Source organism: Bradyrhizobium uaiense, assembly GCF_010811875.1.
In the GTDB taxonomy this organism is placed as follows: Bacteria; Pseudomonadota; Alphaproteobacteria; order Rhizobiales; family Xanthobacteraceae; genus Bradyrhizobium; species Bradyrhizobium uaiense.
Window position 1 is genome coordinate 1 of sequence record NZ_VKHP01000194.1, and the last position, 18851, is coordinate 18851.

Here is an 18851-nt window from a genome sequence, read left to right on the forward strand (position 1 = left end):
TGGATAAGGGACAGGGGCCGGGGTGGGGTCTCGCCGCGAAGAGATTCTTTCCGGTGGAGAAAGCCCCCACCCGGATCGCATCTGACGATGCGATCCGACCTCCCCCGCAAGCGAGAGAAGGAGCGCAGCTCGCTCGCGGTTGCTCGTCGGCGAAGGTTCATCGCGGGCTAGTCCGCTTGATCGCTATAGGCGAGCTTGATCGTGTGATCGCGGATATCGGCCGGCCAGTCCGCGATCAGCGTCGCGAAGCGGCGCCGGTCGTGCGCGAACAGGGCGCGGATCGCGTCCTCGTAGTTCGGCCGGTTGCCGGCCATCGTGGTCATGAAGCGATAGGCGGCATCCTGTGCCGCGCGCGTCCGATCCTTGTCGCCGCTGGAGCGCCGCGCCTCGTCGACCAGCTTGCGGATCGCAACCGATGCGCCGCCTTTCTGCTGCGCCAGCCAGTCCCAGTGTCGCGGCAACAGCGTGATCTCGCGCGCGACGACGCCGAGCTTCGGGCGTCCCGGCCCGCGCGGTGCGGCAGCCGCCGCCGGCTCCTCGTCGGGCGCAGGTGTGGGCTTCGGCAGCCGGGCCAGCACGTCATCGACCGAGCCGCGAAAATCGATGTCGACCAGCGCCGAGGTGCGGCCGTTGAACACCAGGATCGCGGCGTCCTTGCGCTGGTCGAGCAACTGCTTGGCGGTGCGGGCGACCTCGGCGAGGTCACCGGCGCCGATGCGATGTTCGCCTTCGAACGCGACATAGGCTGGATTCATGGTAGACCTCTCCGATTGCGCGACATATTGCCCGGGTAATTCTTAGCAATCGCGACGCGTCGGTCTCGACTTTCCTGTTCCCGGCTGGCACCAAGCGCCGCCCGATTGCGCCGATATTTCAGAGGACGCTCATGCTGACGGTTCATCATCTCAACAATTCCCGCTCGCAGCGCGTGCTGTGGCTGCTGGAGGAATTGGGCGTTCCCTACGAGATCGTGCGCTATCAGCGGCAGCCCGACATGCGGGCACCGAAGGAGCTGCGCGCGATCCATCCGCTCGGCAAGTCGCCGGTCGTCACCGACAACGGCAACACGATCGCGGAATCCGGCGCGATCCTCGAATACATCATTGCGACCTACGGCAACGGCCGCCTGATCCCGCCGGCCGATACGCCGGAGCGGCTGCGCTACACCTATTGGCTGCATTACGCCGAGGGTTCGGCGATGACGCCGCTGCTCCTCAAGCTGTTGTTCACGCTGATGCCGAAGCGCGCGCCGGCGCTGCTGCGGCCGCTGGTGCGCAAGGTGTCCAACACGGCGCTGTCCACGCTGGTCAATCCGCAGCTCAAGCAGCACATGGCCTATTGGGAAGGCGAACTCCGCAAGAGCGAGTGGTTCGCCGGCGGCGAGTTCTCCGGCGCCGACATCCAGATGAGCTTTCCGCTCGAAGCGGCCGCCGCGCGCGGCGGGCTCGAGGACGGTCATCCCAAATGCGTCGCCTTCCTTGAGCGCATTCACGCCCGACCGGCCTATGCGCGGGCGTTGGAGAAGGGCGGGCCGTACGAGGTCGGCCGATAGATTCGCATTCATAGCCGGCGGCTCGGGTTTCGATGCCATCATTTATATCCGGGTATTATTGTCATGTCAATAATGCCCGGGTATAAATGGCGTGTCGAACCGACAGGAGCCGCCATGAAGACCGAGGACCGCAAGCAAGCCATCGCCGACTACAAGAAGCGCGCGAGCGTCGCCGGCGTGTTCGCGATCCGCTGCCGCGCGACCGGTGCGGTCTGGGTCGGGCAGGCGCTCGATCTCGACAAGATCCAGAACCGCATCTGGTTCACGCTGCGGATGGGCAGTCACCGCAGTGCCGAGCTGCAACGCGCCTGGGCGGCGCATGGCGCAGACAATCTCTCGTTCGAAACGCTGGAGCGGATCGAGGACGAGGAGCTTGCTTATGTGCGCGATACGCAGCTCAAGGAGCGTGTGCAGCACTGGCGCACGCAGCTCAACGCGGCCGCGGTGTAGCTTAGCGCGCCGGCAGCGCCTGCACGGTGACGCCGGGCGGCGGCACGTCGTCGTCGGGCACGAAGAAGTCCGACATCAGCGGCACCGAGGGATCGACGCGATAGCGCTCGAAGTCGCGTACGCCATTGGCATAGAGCACCTTGTCGTCGATGCAGAAATGCCCGCTGAATTCACGCGAGGGTCGCGTGATGATTGCGTAGGCCGCATCGCCCATGATCTCGGGCGTGCGGCTCGCACGCATCATGGCGTCGCCACCGAGCAGGTTGCCGACCGCGGCGGTCGCGATCGTGGTGCGCGGCCACAGCGCGTTGACGGCAATGCCGGCCGCTTTCAGCTCGCCGGCCAGCCCGAGCACGCACATGCTCATGCCGAACTTCGCCATTGTGTAGGCGGTCGAGTGCTCGAACCATTTGGTCTTCATGTCGAGCGGCGGCGACAGCATCAGGATGTGCGGGTTCTCCGCTTTCTTCAGATGCGGAATGCAATATTTCGACACCATGAAGGTGCCGCGGGTGTTGATTCCCATCATCAGATCGTAGCGCTTCATGTCGGTCGCCTGCGAATTGGTCAGGCTGATGGCGCTGGCATTGTTGACGCAGACGTCGATGCCGCCGAACTCGGCGACGGTCTGCTCGATCGCCGCCATCACCTGCGCCTCGTCCCTGATGTCGCAGATGACAGGCAGTGCCTTGCCGCCGGCCGCGCGGACCTCGTCGGCGGCGGTATAGATCGTGCCTTTCAGCTTCGGATGCGGCTCGGCAGTCTTCGCCGCGATCGCGACATTGGCGCCGTCACGCGCCGCGCGCAGCGCAATCGCCAGCCCGATGCCGCGGCTCGCGCCCGAGATGAACAGCGTCTTGCCTTTGAGGGATGTCATGAGAATGGCCTCCAGTTAGGAACGCACACTATCAGGCTCCCTCCCCCCTTGCGGGGGAGGGCTAGGGAGAGGGGTAAGCCACATACACCGTCTTTGCGGCCACCCCTCTCCCCAACCCTCCCCCGCAAGGGGGGAGGGAACGACGGAGCAAGCGGCACGTTCTGCATGCTATCTCACTCTTCAGCCACCCGCATGCAACACCCGCCCGCGCGTTTCCGGTAGCGCGTAGGCGGCGATGAAGAACACGCCATAGGCAGCCACCGCGAAGATCGCGATCGCGTTGGCAAGCGTGGTCGTGGTCGAGAGCGCACCGACCAGGAACGGAAACAGCGCGCCGACGCCGCGGCCGAAATTATAGCAGAAGCCCTGGCCGGAGCCGCGCAGCCGGGTCGGATACAACTCGGTCAGGAACGCGCCCATGCCGGAGAAATAGCCCGAGGCGAAGAAGCCGAGCGGGAACCCCAGCACCCACAGCACCTCGTTGGACAGCGGCAGCTGGGTGTAGAGCAGCACGACGGCGATGGCGCCGATCGAGAAGATCAGGAACAGGTTGCGCCGGCCGATCCGGTCGGCGAGCCAGGCGCCGACCAGATAGCCGATGAAGGAGCCGATGATCAGCGTCGCGAGATAGCCGGTCGAGCCGACCACGGAGAGCTTGCGCTCGGTGGTGAGGAAGCGCGGCACCCAGAAGGTGATGGCGTAATAGCCGCCCTGCATGCCGGTGCCGACCAGCGAAGCCAGCAGTGTGGTCTTCAGGATCGGTCCGTGGAAGATTTCCCACAATGCCGCGGGTCCGCTGCCGGATGCCTGCGCTTGCGCCATCGTCGCGGCAGAGATCTCCGGCTCGGTGACGTAGCGGCGCAGATAGAACACCAGCAACGCCGGCAGCGCCCCGATCACGAACATCCAGCGCCAGGCGTTCTCCGCCGGCAGTACCGAGAACAACACCGCCTGCGCCAGCACCGCAAGGCCCCAGCCGATCGCCCAGCCCGACTGCACCGAGCCGACCGCGCGGCCGCGGTATTGCGGCCGGATCGTCTCGCCGATCAGCACCGCGCCGGCCGCCCATTCGCCGCCGAAGCCTAAGCCCAGCAGCGCGCGGGCGATCAGCAGCTGGTCGAAATTCTGCACCACGGCGCAGACCAGCGAGAAGAACGAGAACCAGATGATGGTGAGCTGCAGCGTCTTCACCCGCCCGATGCGGTCGGAGAGATAGCCGCCGAGCCAGCCGCCGACGGCGGAGGCCAGCAGCGTCACGGTGCCTGCGAGGCCGGCGGTGCCGGCGTCGACCTTCCACAGCGTGATGATGGTGCCGATGACGAGCGGATAGATCATGAAATCCATGCCGTCGAGCGTCCAGCCCGACGCGCAGGCCCAGAACGTGCGCCGCTCCTGCAAGTTCATGTCGCGATAGAAGGCGAGGAGGCTGGTGTCCTCGATCTCTGCGACTTCCATCGATTTGGATTCGGCCGTGCTCATGCGCGTTCCCCGGAGAAATCTTTCACCGGCTGTTTGCGATCCGCGGCCGGAGTTGCGCGGACCGCCAATCTATCGCGATGTTGCAGGCTGGGCAAAGGTGCGGTTACCCTGGCTTTCTTGTTTTGACGCGTTTTCTTCGCGCGAACCGGGGGCCACTTCGCTTGAAAACGCTCTTTAGTATCCCGCGGCCTCCGAGCCGCGCGTGCGCGGATCGGGCGCGCCGAGCAGACCGCTGGTCGTGACGACGATCGAGTTCGCGGAGGAGTAGCCGAGCGGCTCGACCGGCTTGTGGCCATTGGCGCGCAGCTCGGTCAGCACCTCGTCGGGAAAGCCCTTCTCGATCCGGACCTCGTCGGGCAGCCATTGATGGTGCATGCGGGGCGCCGCGACCGCGGCCGCGATGTCCATCTTGTAGTCGATCACGTCGACGATGATCTGCGTCACCGCCGAGATGATGCGGCTGCCGCCGGGCGATCCCGTCACCAGCACGGGCTTGCCGTCCTTCAGCACGATGGTCGGCGACATCGACGACAGCGGGCGCTTGCCGGGTCCCGGCAGATTGGCCTCGAAGCCGACCAGGCCGAAGGCGTTGGAGGCACCGGGCGCCGCGGTGAAATCGTCGAGCTCGTTGTTGAGCAGCACGCCGGTGCCGTCGGCGACGAGGCCGACCCCATAGGGGAAGTTCAGCGTGTAGGTGTTGCTGACGGCGTTGCCGGCGGCATCGACCACCGAATAATGGGTGGTGTTGTCGCCCTCGTGCGGCTGCTTGGCGTTGCGCACATCGGCCCAGGGCGTGGCGCGGGCAAGGTCGATGGTCGCGCGCTGCCGGGCCGCATAGTCCTTGTCAACAAGCAATTGCGTCGGCGCGTCGACGAAGGCGGGATCGCCGAGATAGCGGGCGCGATCGGCATAGGCCCGCTTCATCGCTTCGATCATGACATGCAGCGAGGCGGCCGAGCCCTGCTTCATGTCGGACATTTGAAAGCCCTCGAGGATGTTGAGGATCTCCAGCAGCACGACGCCTCCGGAGGAAGGTTGCGGCATCGAGATGATGTTGTAGCCGCGATAGGTGCCACGGATCGGCGTCCGGATCACCGCCTGGTAGGATTTCAGATCCTCGAGTGTAAAGATGCCGCCGGCATTTTTGATGCCGCTGACAAGCTTCTCGGCGACGGCGCCTTCGTAGAAGCCACGCGGCCCCTGTTCGGCAATCGCGGTCAGCACGCCGGCGAGATCACCCTGGATCAGGCGGTCGCCCTCACGCAGCGGCGTGCCGTCGGCGTGCGAGAACGTCTTGGCCGAATTCGGCCAGCGCGACATGCGGCGATACATGTCCGACAACGTGTCCGATGTATCGTCGGTGACGATGAAACCGTCGCGCGCGAGATCGATCGCAGGCTTGAGGATTTGCGCCAGCGTGAACTTGCCGGAGCCGTATTTCTCCAGCGCCAGCGCAAGGCCGGCGACCGTGCCGGGCACGCCGATCGCGAGCGCGTAGTTGCGCGACTTGTCGGGATCGGGCTTGCCGTCGGCATTCAGGAACATGTCGCGGGTTGCGGCCTGCGGCGCGGTCTCGCGATAGTCGATCGCGACATCTTCATTGCGTCCGGCAAGATGGATCACCATGAACCCGCCGCCGCCGATATTGCCGGCGCGTGGATAGGTCACCGCCATCGCAAACCCGGTGGCAACCGCGGCATCGACCGCATTGCCGCCCTGCCGCAGGATGTCGGCGCCGACCCGCGCCGCAAGCTTCTCCTGCGCCACCACCATGCCGTGTTCGGCGCGGATGCTGCGGGCAGTATCGGTGGCTGGCGGCTCATAGGCGCGGCGCTGGACCTGGCCGAGGGCCGGTGTCGCGATGCCGATCACCAGGAGAGCGGCAAACAGCCGTCGTGACATGGTTGCTGTCAGCGCCATCGAAATGTCCTGCCCTGTTCGTCGCCGTATCAGCAAAACCGGCTCATGCTATATGGGAGCGGATTGAAGCGGCAAAAGCCTGCCTGTGGTTCGAGTTGGGGAATATCTATCGCGATGACGGCAACACTACAGACGGGCGCCGGTGACGCGAAGGCCGCCACCAAGGTCTATCCCGGCCGCGCCGCCGTCATCAGCTGGATCTTCTTCGACTGGGCTGCGCAGCCCTATTTCACGCTGATCACGACCTTCGTGTTCGCGCCCTATTTCGCGAGCTTCGTCGCGCCCGATGCCGCGAGCGGGCAGGCGCTATGGGGCTTTGCGACCGCCGCGGCGGGACTTGCGATCGCGTTGCTGTCGCCGGTGTTGGGGGCCATCGCCGACGCCAGCGGCCGGCGCAAGCCGTGGATCGCGGTGTTCGGCGCGCTGCTCGTGATCGGCTCGAGCGCGATGTGGATAGGTGTGCCCGGCAATCCCGACATCATCCCCGCGCTGCTGCTCGCCTATGCCATCGCGAGCGTCGGCGTCGAGTTCGCGACCGTGTTCAACAATGCGATGATGCCGACGCTCGTGCCGCCGGACCGGATCGGGCGGCTCTCGGGCACCGGCTGGGCCACGGGCTATGTCGGCGGCATCCTGAGCCTCGTGCTGGTGCTCGGCTTCCTCGCCGCAAATGCCGAGACCGGCAAGACGCTGTTCGGCTTCACGCCGCTGTTCGGGCTCGATCCGGTCATGCACGAGGGCGATCGCATCACCGGGCCGCTGACCGGGCTGTGGTTCATCATCTTCGTGACGCCGATGTTCCTGTTCACGCCGGATTATCCGGCGAAACGCCCGATGCGCGAGGCGCTCGGCGAAGGCCTGCGCGAGCTCAGGGAATCATTCGCTGGTCTGCCGAAGCAGAAATCATTGGCGCGATTCCTGCTGGCGAACATGATCTATACCGACGGGCTGGTCTCGCTGTTCGCGTTCGGCGGCATCTATGCCGCCGGCACGTTCGGCTGGGACACGATCCGCGTCGGCACCTTCGGCATCATTCTCGCAGTCGCCGGCACGTTCGGTGGCTGGATCGGCGGCAAGCTCGACGATCGGTTCGGGCCGAAGCGCGTGATCACGGGCAGCCTCGTGATCCTGCTGTTTGCGATCGTCGTGATCCTCACCGTGAACAAGGATTCCATCCTGTTCATCCCGGTCGCGCCGCCGGTGCCGGGTGGTCCGTTGTTCGCGGGTGCTGCCGAGCGCGCGTATATCGTGCTCGGTTGCTTGATCGGCGCCACCGGCGCACCCTTGCAGGCGGCCTCGCGCTCGCTGCTGATCCGCCTCGCGCCGAAGGATCGCATCGCGCAGTATTTCGGCTTGTTCGCGCTGACCGGGAAGGTGACGTCGTTCATCGGCCCGCTGCTGATCGGCGCGATCACGGCCGCCACCGCGAGCCAGAAGGCCGGCATGGCGGTGCTGGTGGCGTTCTTCGTGGTGGGGCTGATGCTGCTGGCGAAGGTGCGAGAGTAAACCACCGCCGTCATTCCGGGCGCGCGAAGCGCGAACCCGGAATCCATTCATCCGCGGCACGATGGATTCCGGGTTCATCGCTGCGCGATGCCCCGGAATGACGCTAGTGCCGGAAATGCCGCACGCCGGTGAACACCATGGCGATGCCGTGCTCGTCGGCGGCCTTGATCACCTCGTCGTCGCGCATCGAGCCGCCGGGCTGGATCACTGCGGTGGCGCCGGCCTCGATGCAGGCCAGCATGCCGTCGGCGAACGGGAAGAATGCATCGGAGGCGACCACCGAACCCTTGGTCAGGGGCTCGGCGAGCTTCAGCTCGGCCGCCGCATCCAGCGCCTTGCGCGCGGCGATGCGCGCGGAATCGACCCGGCTCATCTGGCCGGCGCCGATGCCGACGGTGGCGAGATCCTTGGCGTAGATGATGGTGTTCGACTTCACGTGCTTTGCAACACGGAAGGCGAATTTGAGATCGCGCAGCTCGGCGTCGGTCGGCGCGCGCTTGGTCGCGACCTTCAGGTTCATGTCCTCGATCACGGCATTGTCGCGGCTCTGCACCAAGAGGCCGCCGGCAACCGTCTTGGCGGTGAGGCCTGTCGCGCGCGCGTTCGGCAGGCCGCCGGCGAGCAAGAGGCGCAGATTGCGCCGGCCGGCGATGATCGAGATCGCCTCTTCGGTCGCATCGGGCGCGATGATCACCTCGGTGAAGATGCCGATGATGGCGCGCGCGGCGTCCGCATCGAGCGTGCGGTTGACCGCGATGATGCCGCCATAGGCCGAGGTGGAATCGCAGGCGAGCGCGCGGGCATAAGCCGTCGCGAGATCGGGACCCTCGGCAACGCCGCAGGGATTGGCGTGCTTGACGATAACGCAGGCCGCGGTGCGCTGCGGATCGAACTCGCCGACGCACTCATAGGCGGCGTCGGTGTCGTTGATGTTGTTGTAGGACAGTTCCTTGCCCTGCAGCTGGCGCGAGGTCGCAACGCCCGGCCGCTTCTCCGGCGTGGCATAGAACGCCGCGGTCTGGTGCGGGTTCTCGCCATAGCGCAGCGACTGGATCAGTTTGCCGCCGAAGGCACGGAAGTCCGGCGCCTTGGTGTCGAGCTGCACGGCAAACCAGTTCGAGATCGCGGCGTCATAGGCCGCGGTGCGGGCATAGGCCTTGGCGGCGAGCCGCCGGCGCAGGCCGAGCGAGGTCGCGCCCTTGTGCGCGGCGAGCTCGTCGAGCACGGCCTGATAATCGTTCGCCTCGACCACCACGGCGACGTCGTCATGGTTCTTGGCTGCGGCGCGGATCATCGCGGGGCCGCCGATGTCGATATTCTCGATGCACTCCTCGAAGCCGGCGCCTTTGTCGACGGTGGCCTCGAACGGATAGAGATTGACGACCAGGAGGTCGATCGGCGCGATGCCGTGCGAGGCCATCGCCGAGGCATGTTCCTTGTTGTCGCGGATCGCGAGCAGGCCGCCATGGACCTTCGGATGCAGCGTCTTGACCCGGCCGTCCATCATCTCGGGGAAGCCGGTGAGCTCGGAGACGTCCCGGACCTTGAGCCCGGCCGCCGCGATCGCCTTGGCGGTGCCGCCGGTCGAGACCAGCTCGACGCCCTGGTCGGCCAGCGCTCTGGCGAATTCGATCAGTCCGCTCTTGTCGGAAACGGACAACAGAGCGCGGGTCACGCGGCGAAGCTGCTCGGTCATATCGGAAAATCCCTGGCTGTTAAGGCAGCCGGGTAGCATGGTTTTGGGCCATACGAAACCGGTCCGTGGGACCGAATCCCCGCAAATTGGCGATGATCTGATGCCCTTTCCCCGTCATCCCCGCGCAAAGGCTTCGCCTTTGTCGCTGGAGGTGCGAGCGGAGCGAGCCTCGAAGGATGCACGGCCCGGCTGGTGGCCGATTCATCCTTCGAGGCTCGCCGAAGAGGCTCGCACCTCAGGATGACGGGGATGATTCCGGCAGCGTTGCAGGCAGCGTTTTCCGCCGCCTACAGCGGCAGTTCCGGCTCGCGGCGGGCGTTGCGGCGCGCGTTGGTGGCGGTGGCCGAGGTCGAGGAGCGCACGAAGCTCCAGCGGATGCTGCCGGCCTGCCTGGCGTCCTGCCGGATCACGATCTGGGAGGTGCGGCGCGGGCCGTCATTGCCGGCCAGGAACACGCTGTCCTCGAGGTCGACCTTGTCGTCCATCGCCTCGAAGGTCCAGACGTCGCGGTTGGGCAGCACCAGCATCACGCCGCGGGCATCCGACAGCCGGCTTGCCTTCACCGAGGGGTGCAGATGGAAGCGCAGCGCGAAATCGGCCTCGCTGCCCTTGATGCGGCCGCCCGGCGCCGGCGTCAGCTGGTCCTCGCCTTCGAGCCGGGTGCCGTCCTGAGCGACCATCAGCACGCGGCGATGGACCACGCCGAAGCGGGAGAGATAGCCGTCATGCGAGGCGGTCAGCACGTCGCCGTCGGGAATGGCCTCGCGGTAGCTCTCGACATTGCTCGGGCCGCTGGTGATCGGCGCGCCGCGCAGCAGCCGCTTCATCGCCGACAGCTCGACGAACTGGCACGACGACGTGTCGCGATAGGTCAGCGTCGAATGTGCCGCGGTGGAGCGCGCGAACGGCCGCCAATTGTCGCGGCCGGTGTTGGGCATGCCGCAATTGACGACGATGCGGCTCACGCCGGAGGACAGCTCGAACGACAGGCAGCCGGCATGCGCGTCCTGGCTGACGCTGGCCGGCGGCGGCGGACCGGTGTCGATGATCAGGGTCATGTTGCCGGCGTCGAGGCGCTGGAAGCCGGTATGCGGCATGCTCGCCATCGGCACGCCGCGGGTGTCGTCATAGGCGAGCAGCGTCGCGACCAGGTCGGACGGCGCGGTCGACATGCCGTTGAACAGCGCGAAGCTGCCGTCGCCGTGCCGGAAGAAGCGCAGCATCGGCATCATGCGGTCGATCGCGTTGAGCAGCGCCGGCGGCGGCGCGATGTTGCGGGCGGCAAAGGTTTGCCGCAGCGGCAGGAGATCGCTGAGCAGCTCGACCAGCGCGCCGGGGTTGCGCGAGATGTGGCCGCCATCGGGCAGGATCTGGCGCTGCAATTCGTCGGACAGCCTGCGCGTGGCGGATTTGATGTTGCGCGCCTGGTTGGCGAGGCAGAGCGAGGCGTAGCACAGCGCGATCAGCACCTGCAGCCGCGGAACGCCGTCATTGTCGAGCGTGGAGTGGCGCAGGTAACGGATCTCGCGCGCCAGCCCGCGCAGATATTTGCGGTAGAATTTTCCGTCGGTGTCGCCGAGCACCAATGGCGCCTGCGACAGCAGCGAGATCACGCGCCGTGCGCGCACGTCGGCGCGCCGCTCCAGCGGCCGCCTGCGGGCCTGGTTCGAGATCCAGTCGTCGACCAGCGAGCGGGCGTTGGCGCGGGTCAGCGCGGTGTCGGCGGCGCGCAGATGGCGCAGCCAGCCGAAGCCGAGCAGGGCAGCTTCCCAATCCTCCGACGGCGGCTCGAGGTCGAAGATCGAGCGGCCGTGACAGGTGACGATCTTGCCGGCGAAAACGAATCGCCCGGCATAGATCTCGGCGGCGCGGGTGGCGTCGGCGGTCCGCAGATCGTGCGGGGCGATGATCAGCCGGTCGGTGCGGCCGGGCCAGAGCCGCGACAGCGCAACCGTGCTCCCGCTGGCGCGTGCGAGCATGCTGCGGGCAAAGCGGCCAGCAATCAGCGTCGAGATGCGTCTGCTTTGAGCGACCGACACGCCTAACCTTGCGGGGAGGGAATTTTCAACGAATCCTTATTTAATCCGGAAACGCGGCCAAGACACCTTCTTGATGTGCAAGACACCCTCTTGATACCGCACGAATCACTTCACGAAGCATCTGGAGCTTAGAAGACTGAAGTTTAAAATCAGGATTTTACCAGCCGGGCGGCATAAAAGCCGTCCAGCCCGCCCAGCCGCGGGTCGGCATTGGGCAAATGGCTGGGCAAGGTGCGCAGATCGCCGTCGGCGGTAATGATGTCGTCGAGGCCGGCGACCTCGTCCTTCTCGACCGGCGCACGGCGCAGGCCCGATTCGCTCGCCAGCAGCGCAGCAATCGCGTGCTCGCCTTCTTCCGGCTCCAGCGAACAGGTGCAGTAGACCAGCGTGCCGCCGGGCTTCAGCAGATGGGTGGCCTTCTGCAATAGCCGCTTCTGCAGCGCGGACAGCGCGGCGATGTCGCCCTCCTGGCGCAGCCAGGCGACGTCGGGATGGCGGCGGATGGTTCCCGTCGAGGTGCAGGGTGCATCGATCAGGATACCGTCGAAGCTCGCGGCTTCCGCCGGCCATTCGGCGGCGTCGGCGACGACGGTCTCGGCTGGCAGCGCCAGCCGCGTGAGGTTGTCGCGCAGCCGCGCGACGCGCGCCGGCGAGCGGTCGACCGCGGTGACATGCGCGCCGGCCAGTGCGAGCTGCGCGGTCTTGCCACCGGGCGCAGCACAGAGATCCGCGACCGCCTTGTCCTTGATGTCGCCGAACAGCCGCACCGGCAGCGCGGCGGCGGCGTCCTGCACCCACCATTGGCCTTCGGCAAAGCCGGGCAGCATGGTGACGGAACCTTGCAGCAGCGTGCGCACGGTTCCCGTCGGCAACGTCTCGCCATGCAGGCGGCTCGCCCATTGCGGCGCGTCCGCCTTCACCGTGAGATCGAGCGACGGCTCGTGGCCGAGCGCCAACGCCATCTCGCGCGTGGTGGCTTCGCCGTAGTGCGCATTCCAGCGCGCCAGCATCCACGGCGGCAGGTCCAGCGTCTGCATGCTGATCTCGTCGATCAGGCCCTGACCCTCGCGCGCGCAGCGGCGCAGCACGGCGTTGACCAGCCCGGCATATTTCGCCGCGCGGCGGTCGGACTGCACCAGCCGCACCGACAGATCGACCGCGGCGTGATCGGGCACATCCATCCAGAGGATCTGCGCGGCGCCGATCAACAGCGCGCTCTGCGCGCGCGGCGCATCGGTCGGAATGCCGCGATCGAGCAGGCGCGACAGCAGATGGCCGAGCGTGCCGAGCTTGCGCAGGATGGTCGAGACCAGCCGGCGCATCAGCGCGCGGTCGCGATCGGCCAGCGATTTCAGGCCGGGATGCGCGCCTGCGCCGTCGAGTTGATCGTCGAGCGTGCGATGCTTGTGCAGCACGCCGTCGAGGATGTCGGCAGCGATACGGCGCGCCGCGAGACCGGGGACTTCAGCAGGAACTGCAAATCTTGAAGGAGGCATGAAGCGGAGATATCTCGAAAGGTGCTGAGGTACATTCGGCTCATGCCCATCAACTCGAAAACACCTCTGGCATGCGAATATGCCAAATGTAAGAATCGCCTTGCGGGATTTCGTGATCGTGATGCCATCACTATCGTGACGTCATCACTGAGCCAAGTCTGAGATACGAAATGCGCAGGCAGAAAGTTTTGCCGAGAAAGCTTGCCATGACTGACAAATCTCCATCACCCCCGGAACCCGCGCCGCGCAGGCCGCTGGCACCGGCCGCGCAGCGCGCGTTGGCCGAAGCCGCGGCGCGGCGCAAGGCTGCCGAGGAAGCCGCCGCGCAGGATGCGGCCGCGCGGCCGAAGGAATTCCAGGGCCCGAAGGGGCCGGAACCGACGCGTTACGGCGATTGGGAGACCAAGGGCATCGCCTCGGACTTCTGAGTTGCCTTGTCTGACGGCCCGACTCGGGTCAGTCTGGGAATATGTCCCCATACGAAAGAATAAATCCTTATCGTGGGACGGGGCGTCCGCCTTTCCGCCGGACCCCTTGGGGCCGCCGCGTCTCCGCGGCGCTGCCATGGGTGTTCGTTCTCGGCATTGCCGTCGGCAGCATGCTGCCGATCCGCCAATATGTGCCTCAATGGATGCCGCTACCGTCGCACTGGTCGCTGAACCGCGCGCGCGACAGCGACCTGATCTGGCAGCGCGCCGGCGCGCCCGACGCGCGGCACGCCGTCGACGTGGTTAGGACGATCGATGGCGACACGTTCGAGGCGCGGGTGCATCTCGCACCGGGCCCTGATCTCTACACCCGCGTGCGGCTGCGCGGCATCGATGCGCCGGAGCTGAAGGCGTCCTGTGCGCGCGAGCTGCAAATGGTGCAAGCAGCGACGGTGGCGCTGCGCGATCTGCTCGGCCAGGGTGATGTCGTGATCTACAATATCGGCCCCGACAAATATCAGGGACGCGTCGTCGCCGACGTCGCGACGAAGAAGACCGACAACGTCTCGGCTGCGCTGCTCGCTGCCGGTCATGCGCGCGCCTACAATGGCGGCCACCGCTTCGGCTGGTGCGGGAATTTCGCGCGCTAGAGTCTGATGAGATTAGGCTGATCTGGAGCGGCGTCGGAAGTGCACCTCTCCCTTGGGAGAGGTCGATTTGCACAGCAAATCGGGTGAGGGGTTACGGTGCATCGAGAGAGCAAGAGCCCTCACCCGGATTGCTGCGCAATCCGACCTCTCCCCAAACGGGGAGAGGTGAACCGAGAGCGAGCCAAGCCGATTCAAGCAAAACTCATCGGCCTTGGACGCCTGGGTCAAACCAGGCTAGCCAAACAAAAAAAGCCGCGCGGCCTGCGCGGCTTTCTTCGGACGCCTTGTTCGCGATCAGCGGGTGACGACAACCGTCGTGCCGACCGAGACGCGCGAATAGAGATCGGTGATGTCGGTGTTCAGCATGCGGATGCAGCCGTAGGAGACGAAGCCGCCGACCGAGCCCGGCACGTTGGTGCCGTGGATCGCGTATTCGCCGCCGGCCAGCGTCATCGCCGCGACGCCCATCGGGTTACGCGGCGAGCCGCCGGCGATCACGTCCGGGATGCTCGGCTTGTCGCGCCTCACCTCGGCGGGCGGCGACCAGGCCGGGTTGCGATACTTGCCGTCGATGCGGGTGGTGCCGGCCCACTGCTTGCCGGACCTGCCGACGCCGACCGGGTAACGCATCGCGTGGCCGGAATCGAGAATGAGATAGAGCCGCCGTTCGTTGGTCCTCACCACGATGGTCCCCGGCTCATAATTGTCGGCGTGTATTCCGACCATTTCCGGCCGCGCTTCGGCCGCCTGCGACATCACAACAACAGCACCAAGGGTGGCAGCCAGCGCCACCGCAAACTTCATCGACATCAACCTCTCCACTTCCCAACAGCTCCCAAAAGGGAGCCAAAAACGAAGGTGCAGAGCCCTGAAAAAAAGGGCCCGCCGGTCTCGCCACGCAATATTAACCGCGTGTCTTAACCGGGTGGTTTCACACCGGCCGCAAGACACGTCCTGATGGCGAGGAGAAAAGGAAAAGTTCGGATTAAAGTAAATGACTTGAAAACAACACTTGGCCACAAACGCGCCGCAATGGCGCCGCGCCTCTGACAATCCCGTGAAATGCTCAATCCCATAGCGTTTTCGAGGGCAGCCGACGCCGGATCGTACGCAGAAAAGCGAAGGGCCGCGGCGGTGATCGCGCGCGGCCCTTGCTTCATGTCTCGGTATTGCTGCTGCCGGATTACTTCTTGTTCTGCCGGTTCTGCACGAGGTCGTCGACCACGGCCGGATCGGCCAGGGTCGAGGTGTCGCCGAGGCTCGACGGCTCGTCCTCGGCGATCTTGCGCAGGATGCGGCGCATGATCTTGCCGGAGCGCGTCTTCGGCAGGCCGGGCGCGAATTGAATGAGGTCCGGCGAGGCGATCGGGCCGATGTCCTTGCGGACCCACGCGACGAGCTCCTTGCGCAGTGCTTCGGTCGGTTCGGTGCCCTTCATCAAGGTCACGTAAGCGTAGATGCCCTGGCCCTTGATGTCGTGCGGGTAGCCGACGACAGCAGCTTCCGAGACGGCCTCGTGTGCGACCAGCGAGCTCTCGACCTCGGCGGTGCCCATGCGGTGGCCGGAGACGTTGATGACGTCGTCGACGCGGCCGGTGATCCAGTAATAGCCATCGGCGTCGCGCCGGCAGCCGTCACCGGTGAAATACTTGTTCTTGTAGGTCGAGAAATAGGTCTGCTCGAACCGCGCATGATCGCCATAGACCGTGCGCATCTGGCCCGGCCAGGATTTGGTCAGGCAGAGATTGCCCGAAGTCTCGCCATCCAGCGTCTTGCCGTCGGCGTCGACGATTTCAGGCACCACGCCGAAGAACGGCCGCGTCGCCGATCCCGGCTTCAGCTTGGTCGCGCCGGGCAGCGGCGTGATCAGGATGCCGCCGGTCTCGGTCTGCCACCAGGTGTCGACGATCGGGCAGCGGTCGTCGCCGACCACGCGGTAATACCACTCCCACGCTTCCGGATTGATCGGCTCGCCGACCGAGCCGAGCAGACGCAGCGATTTGCGCGAGGTCTTCTTCACCGGCTCGTCGCCGCCCTGCATCAGCGCGCGGATCGCGGTCGGTGCGGTGTAGAAGATGTTGACCTTGTGCTTGTCGACCACGTTCCAGAAGCGCGAATTGTCCGGGTAGTTCGGCACGCCTTCGAACATCAGCGTGGTCGCGCCGTTGGCGAGCGGCCCATAGAGGATGTAGCTGTGGCCGGTGACCCAGCCGACGTCGGCGGTGCACCAGTAGATGTCGCCGTCGTGATAGTCGAACACGTATTGATGCGTCATCGACGCGAACACGAGATAGCCGGCAGAGGTGTGCAGCACGCCCTTCGGCGTTCCGGTCGAACCCGAGGTGTAGAGGATGAACAGCGGATCCTCGGCATGCATGTGCTCGGCCGGGCATTCCGTCGTCACCATCTCGGCCGCCTCGTGATACCAGAGGTCGCGCGTCGGGTTCATCTCGATCTTGCCGCCGGTGCGCTTCACCACCACGACCCAGTCGACGCCGCCGGTCTTGGCGATCGCGGCATCGACATTGGCCTTCAGCGGCACCTTCTTGCCGCCGCGCAGGCCTTCATCGGCGGTGATGACCACCTTGGAGTCGCAATCCTTGATGCGCTGGGCGAGGCTGTCCGGCGAGAAGCCGCCGAACACGACAGAGTGGATCGCGCCGATCCGCGCGCAGGCCAGCATGGCGTAGGCCGCTTCCGGAATCATCGGCAAATAGATCGTGACGCGGTCGCCCTTCTTGACGTTCCGCGTGCGCAGGATGTTGGCCATCCTGCAGACTTCGTCGTGCAGCTGGCGGTAGGTGATGTGCTTGGATTCGGAGGGATCGTCGCCCTCCCAGATGATCGCGGTCTGGTCGCCGCGCTTCTCCAGATGGCGGTCGATGCAGTTCCAGGCGACGTTCAGCACGCCGTCCTCGAACCATTTGATCGAGATGTTGCCGGGCGCGAAGGAGACGTTCTCGACCTTGGTGAAGGGCTTGATCCAGTCGATCCGCTTGCCGTGCTCGCCCCAGAAGCCGTTGGGGTCCTTGACCGAGTGCGCGTACATCTCGCGATATTTGGCGTCATCGATATAGGCGCGCTTGGCCCAGTCGGCCGACACGTCATAGATCTTCTCGGACATCGCTTTCCTCCACTCATTGCCGATCGCAAACGACGCGACGACAAGCCGTCCTGATCATTGCCGCGATTATGCGTTGCCGCATTCCGGCCCGGCAAGGAAAAAGGACTGTCACTTTCGTCGCGAGGCTTCCGCTTATGATAGGACGGCTTACCCCAACGCATCGACGAGAGAACCTATGCTCCATCGTCAGCGTCGGGTCACTGGTCTCTTGGTCGTAGTGGTATCGCTCTCTGCGCCGCCCGTCCGAGCCTGACGTCGCCACCGGAGACCATGACTGTCGCAGAAGAATTAATGATTACGGTCCACGTGCTGCCGACGGTGATGAAGGCCTTCAGGGACGATGATGTTGATCGAGAGCACACCCTGCCTCCGCTCGATGGCTTCCAGACGTGGTCGGATGTTCGCGATCATCCGCACCAGGTCCACACCACGACTGCCGGCCCGGCCTGATCGCCCTCGACAGGAGCGTGGTGGTCTGTTGCGGGATCGCGGAGAGCTCCGCCAAGAAACTCCGCAAGAAATGGCACGATCTCTGCCCTTCCGGCTGACCTCTGTCGTGTTGTGCGGCTTGCCCGAAACGGGTTCCCAGCCCTCGCTCCCGCCATTTTGACCGATCCCGGAGGGGCCAAAATCAAGGTTAGCGGGCGAATGGCACCCATGAAAGGTATTTAGAAACCTCCGATAACCGATTCGCGACTCGCAATGTCAGCCCCGACGCCCTAAATCGCCAATCCGAGGCCGAACGGCCCACCGGAACGAAGCCCGAAGCAACGGCATTACCGGGAGAACAGCGGAACAAGGCGTCTTGCGAGAATGATGGATCAGCAGAACATCGCGGCTGTGCGGCCCATGTCCGCCGATCCCGCTGTCGCCTTGGCGAAGGCGCTGGGCCAATGGCCGAAGCCGTCTACGTCCAAGCTCAAGCTCGACGCGCCCGCCGCCATCAAGACCTCTGTCGAAGATCTGGCCCGCGACCTGGGCCTGCGGCTCGGCGACCAGAACGAGCTGACCATCCGCCGCATCAAGCGCGGCAAGAATTATTCATTCGTTCGCGCCAACGGCTCGCGCGTCCGGGATGCCCGCACCATCCGACGCCTGCACGCGATGGCGATGCCGCCGGCCTATCGTCGGGTGCGTTACTCCACCGATCCGAACACGCATCTGCAGGCGGTCGGCCTCGATGCCGCCGGCCGGCTGCAATATCGCTATCATGCCGATTGGGAGAAGGTCCGCGAGCAGCGCAAGGCGCATCGCCTAGGCAAGCTGGTCGCGGCGCTGCCGAAGATCCGCCGCAAGGTCTCGGCGTTCCTGTCCGGCGACGAGCCGACGCGCGAGTTCGCGCTGTCGGCGGTGATCGAGCTGATCGCGCGCACCAGCTTGGCCGCGTCGCATTCCTTGCGCACGGCCTTGCCGCCCTTGGCCTTGAAGGTCAGCACCAGGGAATCGTCTTCCAGCGTGACGTTGGATTTCAACAGCGTGGTGGCGCCGCGGGTGCCGTTGAGGCGGGCATAGGATTCGTTGCCGGGCCGGATCGCGGTGCGCGCGATCAGCTCGATCACCGCCGACCGCGCGCACTCGCGCCCCGGCTCGTCGCCGGACAGGAACGCCGAGACCTTGCGGCGGATCTTCGGCAG

General features: G+C 65.6%; 15 protein-coding genes and 2 pseudogenes. 7 read left to right on the forward strand and 10 right to left on the reverse strand.

Going from position 1 to position 18851, the window contains the following annotated elements; genetic code table 11:
* Window positions 1-167: 167 nt before the first annotated feature.
* Window positions 168-755, reverse strand: a complete 588-nt coding sequence (locus FNJ47_RS34025; RefSeq protein WP_163160284.1) for a DUF2239 family protein — start codon at window positions 753-755, stop codon at window positions 168-170.
* A gap of 131 nt (window positions 756-886) precedes the next feature.
* Between FNJ47_RS34025 and FNJ47_RS34030 the strand changes: the two genes are divergently transcribed.
* Together FNJ47_RS34030 and FNJ47_RS34035 are read left to right on the forward strand one after the other, a co-directional pair.
* Window positions 887-1552 (forward strand): glutathione S-transferase family protein, encoded by a 666-nt coding sequence (locus tag FNJ47_RS34030; protein WP_163160285.1) that lies wholly within the window; start codon window positions 887-889, stop codon window positions 1550-1552.
* 114 nt (window positions 1553-1666) lie between these two features.
* Window positions 1667-2002: a GIY-YIG nuclease family protein gene (locus tag FNJ47_RS34035; protein ID WP_163160286.1), complete on the forward strand. Its 336-nt coding sequence runs from the start codon at window positions 1667-1669 to the stop codon at window positions 2000-2002.
* A gap of 1 nt (window position 2003) precedes the next feature.
* On the opposite strand, the gene FNJ47_RS34040 is transcribed toward FNJ47_RS34035, so the two are convergent.
* The 3 genes from FNJ47_RS34040 to ggt all read right to left on the reverse strand — a co-directional run bounded on the left by FNJ47_RS34040 (window position 2004) and on the right by ggt (window position 6278).
* Complete coding sequence (locus FNJ47_RS34040; protein ID WP_163160287.1) at window positions 2004-2879, reverse strand: SDR family oxidoreductase; 876 nt, start codon at window positions 2877-2879, stop codon at window positions 2004-2006.
* A 180-nt stretch (window positions 2880-3059) separates the two neighbouring features.
* Entirely contained in the window at window positions 3060-4358 is a 1299-nt protein-coding gene (locus FNJ47_RS34045; RefSeq protein WP_163160288.1) for an MFS transporter, read from the reverse strand.
* Window positions 4359-4532: 174 nt separating this feature from the next.
* Window positions 4533-6278, reverse strand: coding sequence for a gamma-glutamyltransferase (gene ggt / locus FNJ47_RS34050; RefSeq protein ID WP_163160289.1), 1746 nt, complete (start codon window positions 6276-6278; stop codon window positions 4533-4535).
* Between the two features lie 114 nt (window positions 6279-6392).
* Here ggt and FNJ47_RS34055 point away from each other — a divergent pair, with 114 nt between their 5' ends.
* Window positions 6393-7784, forward strand: coding sequence for an MFS transporter (locus tag FNJ47_RS34055; protein ID WP_163160290.1), 1392 nt, complete (start codon window positions 6393-6395; stop codon window positions 7782-7784).
* Window positions 7785-7887: 103 nt separating this feature from the next.
* Here the strand turns inward: FNJ47_RS34055 and purH are convergent, their stop codons facing one another.
* From purH to FNJ47_RS34070, 3 genes are all read right to left on the reverse strand, one after another.
* Entirely contained in the window at window positions 7888-9480 is a 1593-nt protein-coding gene (gene purH, locus FNJ47_RS34060; protein ID WP_163160291.1) for a bifunctional phosphoribosylaminoimidazolecarboxamide formyltransferase/IMP cyclohydrolase, read from the reverse strand.
* A gap of 287 nt (window positions 9481-9767) precedes the next feature.
* On the reverse strand, window positions 9768-11459 hold the full coding sequence (locus FNJ47_RS34065) for a heparinase II/III family protein (protein ID WP_165445992.1): 1692 nt from the start codon (window positions 11457-11459) through the stop codon (window positions 9768-9770).
* A 209-nt stretch (window positions 11460-11668) separates the two neighbouring features.
* Window positions 11669-13015, reverse strand: coding sequence for an RsmB/NOP family class I SAM-dependent RNA methyltransferase (locus FNJ47_RS34070; protein WP_163160293.1), 1347 nt, complete (start codon window positions 13013-13015; stop codon window positions 11669-11671).
* A 206-nt stretch (window positions 13016-13221) separates the two neighbouring features.
* Between FNJ47_RS34070 and FNJ47_RS34075 the strand changes: the two genes are divergently transcribed.
* Together FNJ47_RS34075 and FNJ47_RS34080 are read left to right on the forward strand one after the other, a co-directional pair.
* Window positions 13222-13443: a DUF1674 domain-containing protein gene (locus FNJ47_RS34075; protein ID WP_163160294.1), complete on the forward strand. Its 222-nt coding sequence runs from the start codon at window positions 13222-13224 to the stop codon at window positions 13441-13443.
* Between the two features lie 41 nt (window positions 13444-13484).
* A complete protein-coding gene (locus tag FNJ47_RS34080; RefSeq protein ID WP_165445991.1) occupies window positions 13485-14093 on the forward strand; it encodes a thermonuclease family protein in 609 nt (202 codons plus the stop codon).
* A gap of 294 nt (window positions 14094-14387) precedes the next feature.
* Here the strand turns inward: FNJ47_RS34080 and FNJ47_RS34085 are convergent, their stop codons facing one another.
* Both FNJ47_RS34085 and acs read right to left on the reverse strand, forming a co-directional pair.
* Entirely contained in the window at window positions 14388-14903 is a 516-nt protein-coding gene (locus FNJ47_RS34085; RefSeq protein ID WP_050426243.1) for a L,D-transpeptidase, read from the reverse strand.
* Between the two features lie 373 nt (window positions 14904-15276).
* Entirely contained in the window at window positions 15277-17217 is a 1941-nt protein-coding gene (gene acs / locus FNJ47_RS34090) for an acetate--CoA ligase (protein WP_163160296.1), read from the reverse strand.
* Window positions 17218-17508: 291 nt separating this feature from the next.
* On the opposite strand from acs, the gene FNJ47_RS34095 reads away from it, so the two are divergent.
* Window positions 17509-17667 (forward strand): hypothetical protein, encoded by a 159-nt coding sequence (locus FNJ47_RS34095; RefSeq protein ID WP_163160297.1) that lies wholly within the window; start codon window positions 17509-17511, stop codon window positions 17665-17667.
* A gap of 363 nt (window positions 17668-18030) precedes the next feature.
* Window positions 18031-18684, forward strand: a pseudogene (locus FNJ47_RS34100) (DNA topoisomerase IB); the annotation flags it as partial.
* Here the strand turns inward: FNJ47_RS34100 and FNJ47_RS34105 are convergent.
* Window positions 18672-18851 (reverse strand): annotated as a pseudogene (locus FNJ47_RS34105) (DNA topoisomerase IB); the annotation flags it as partial. The pseudogenes FNJ47_RS34100 and FNJ47_RS34105 overlap by 13 nt on opposite strands.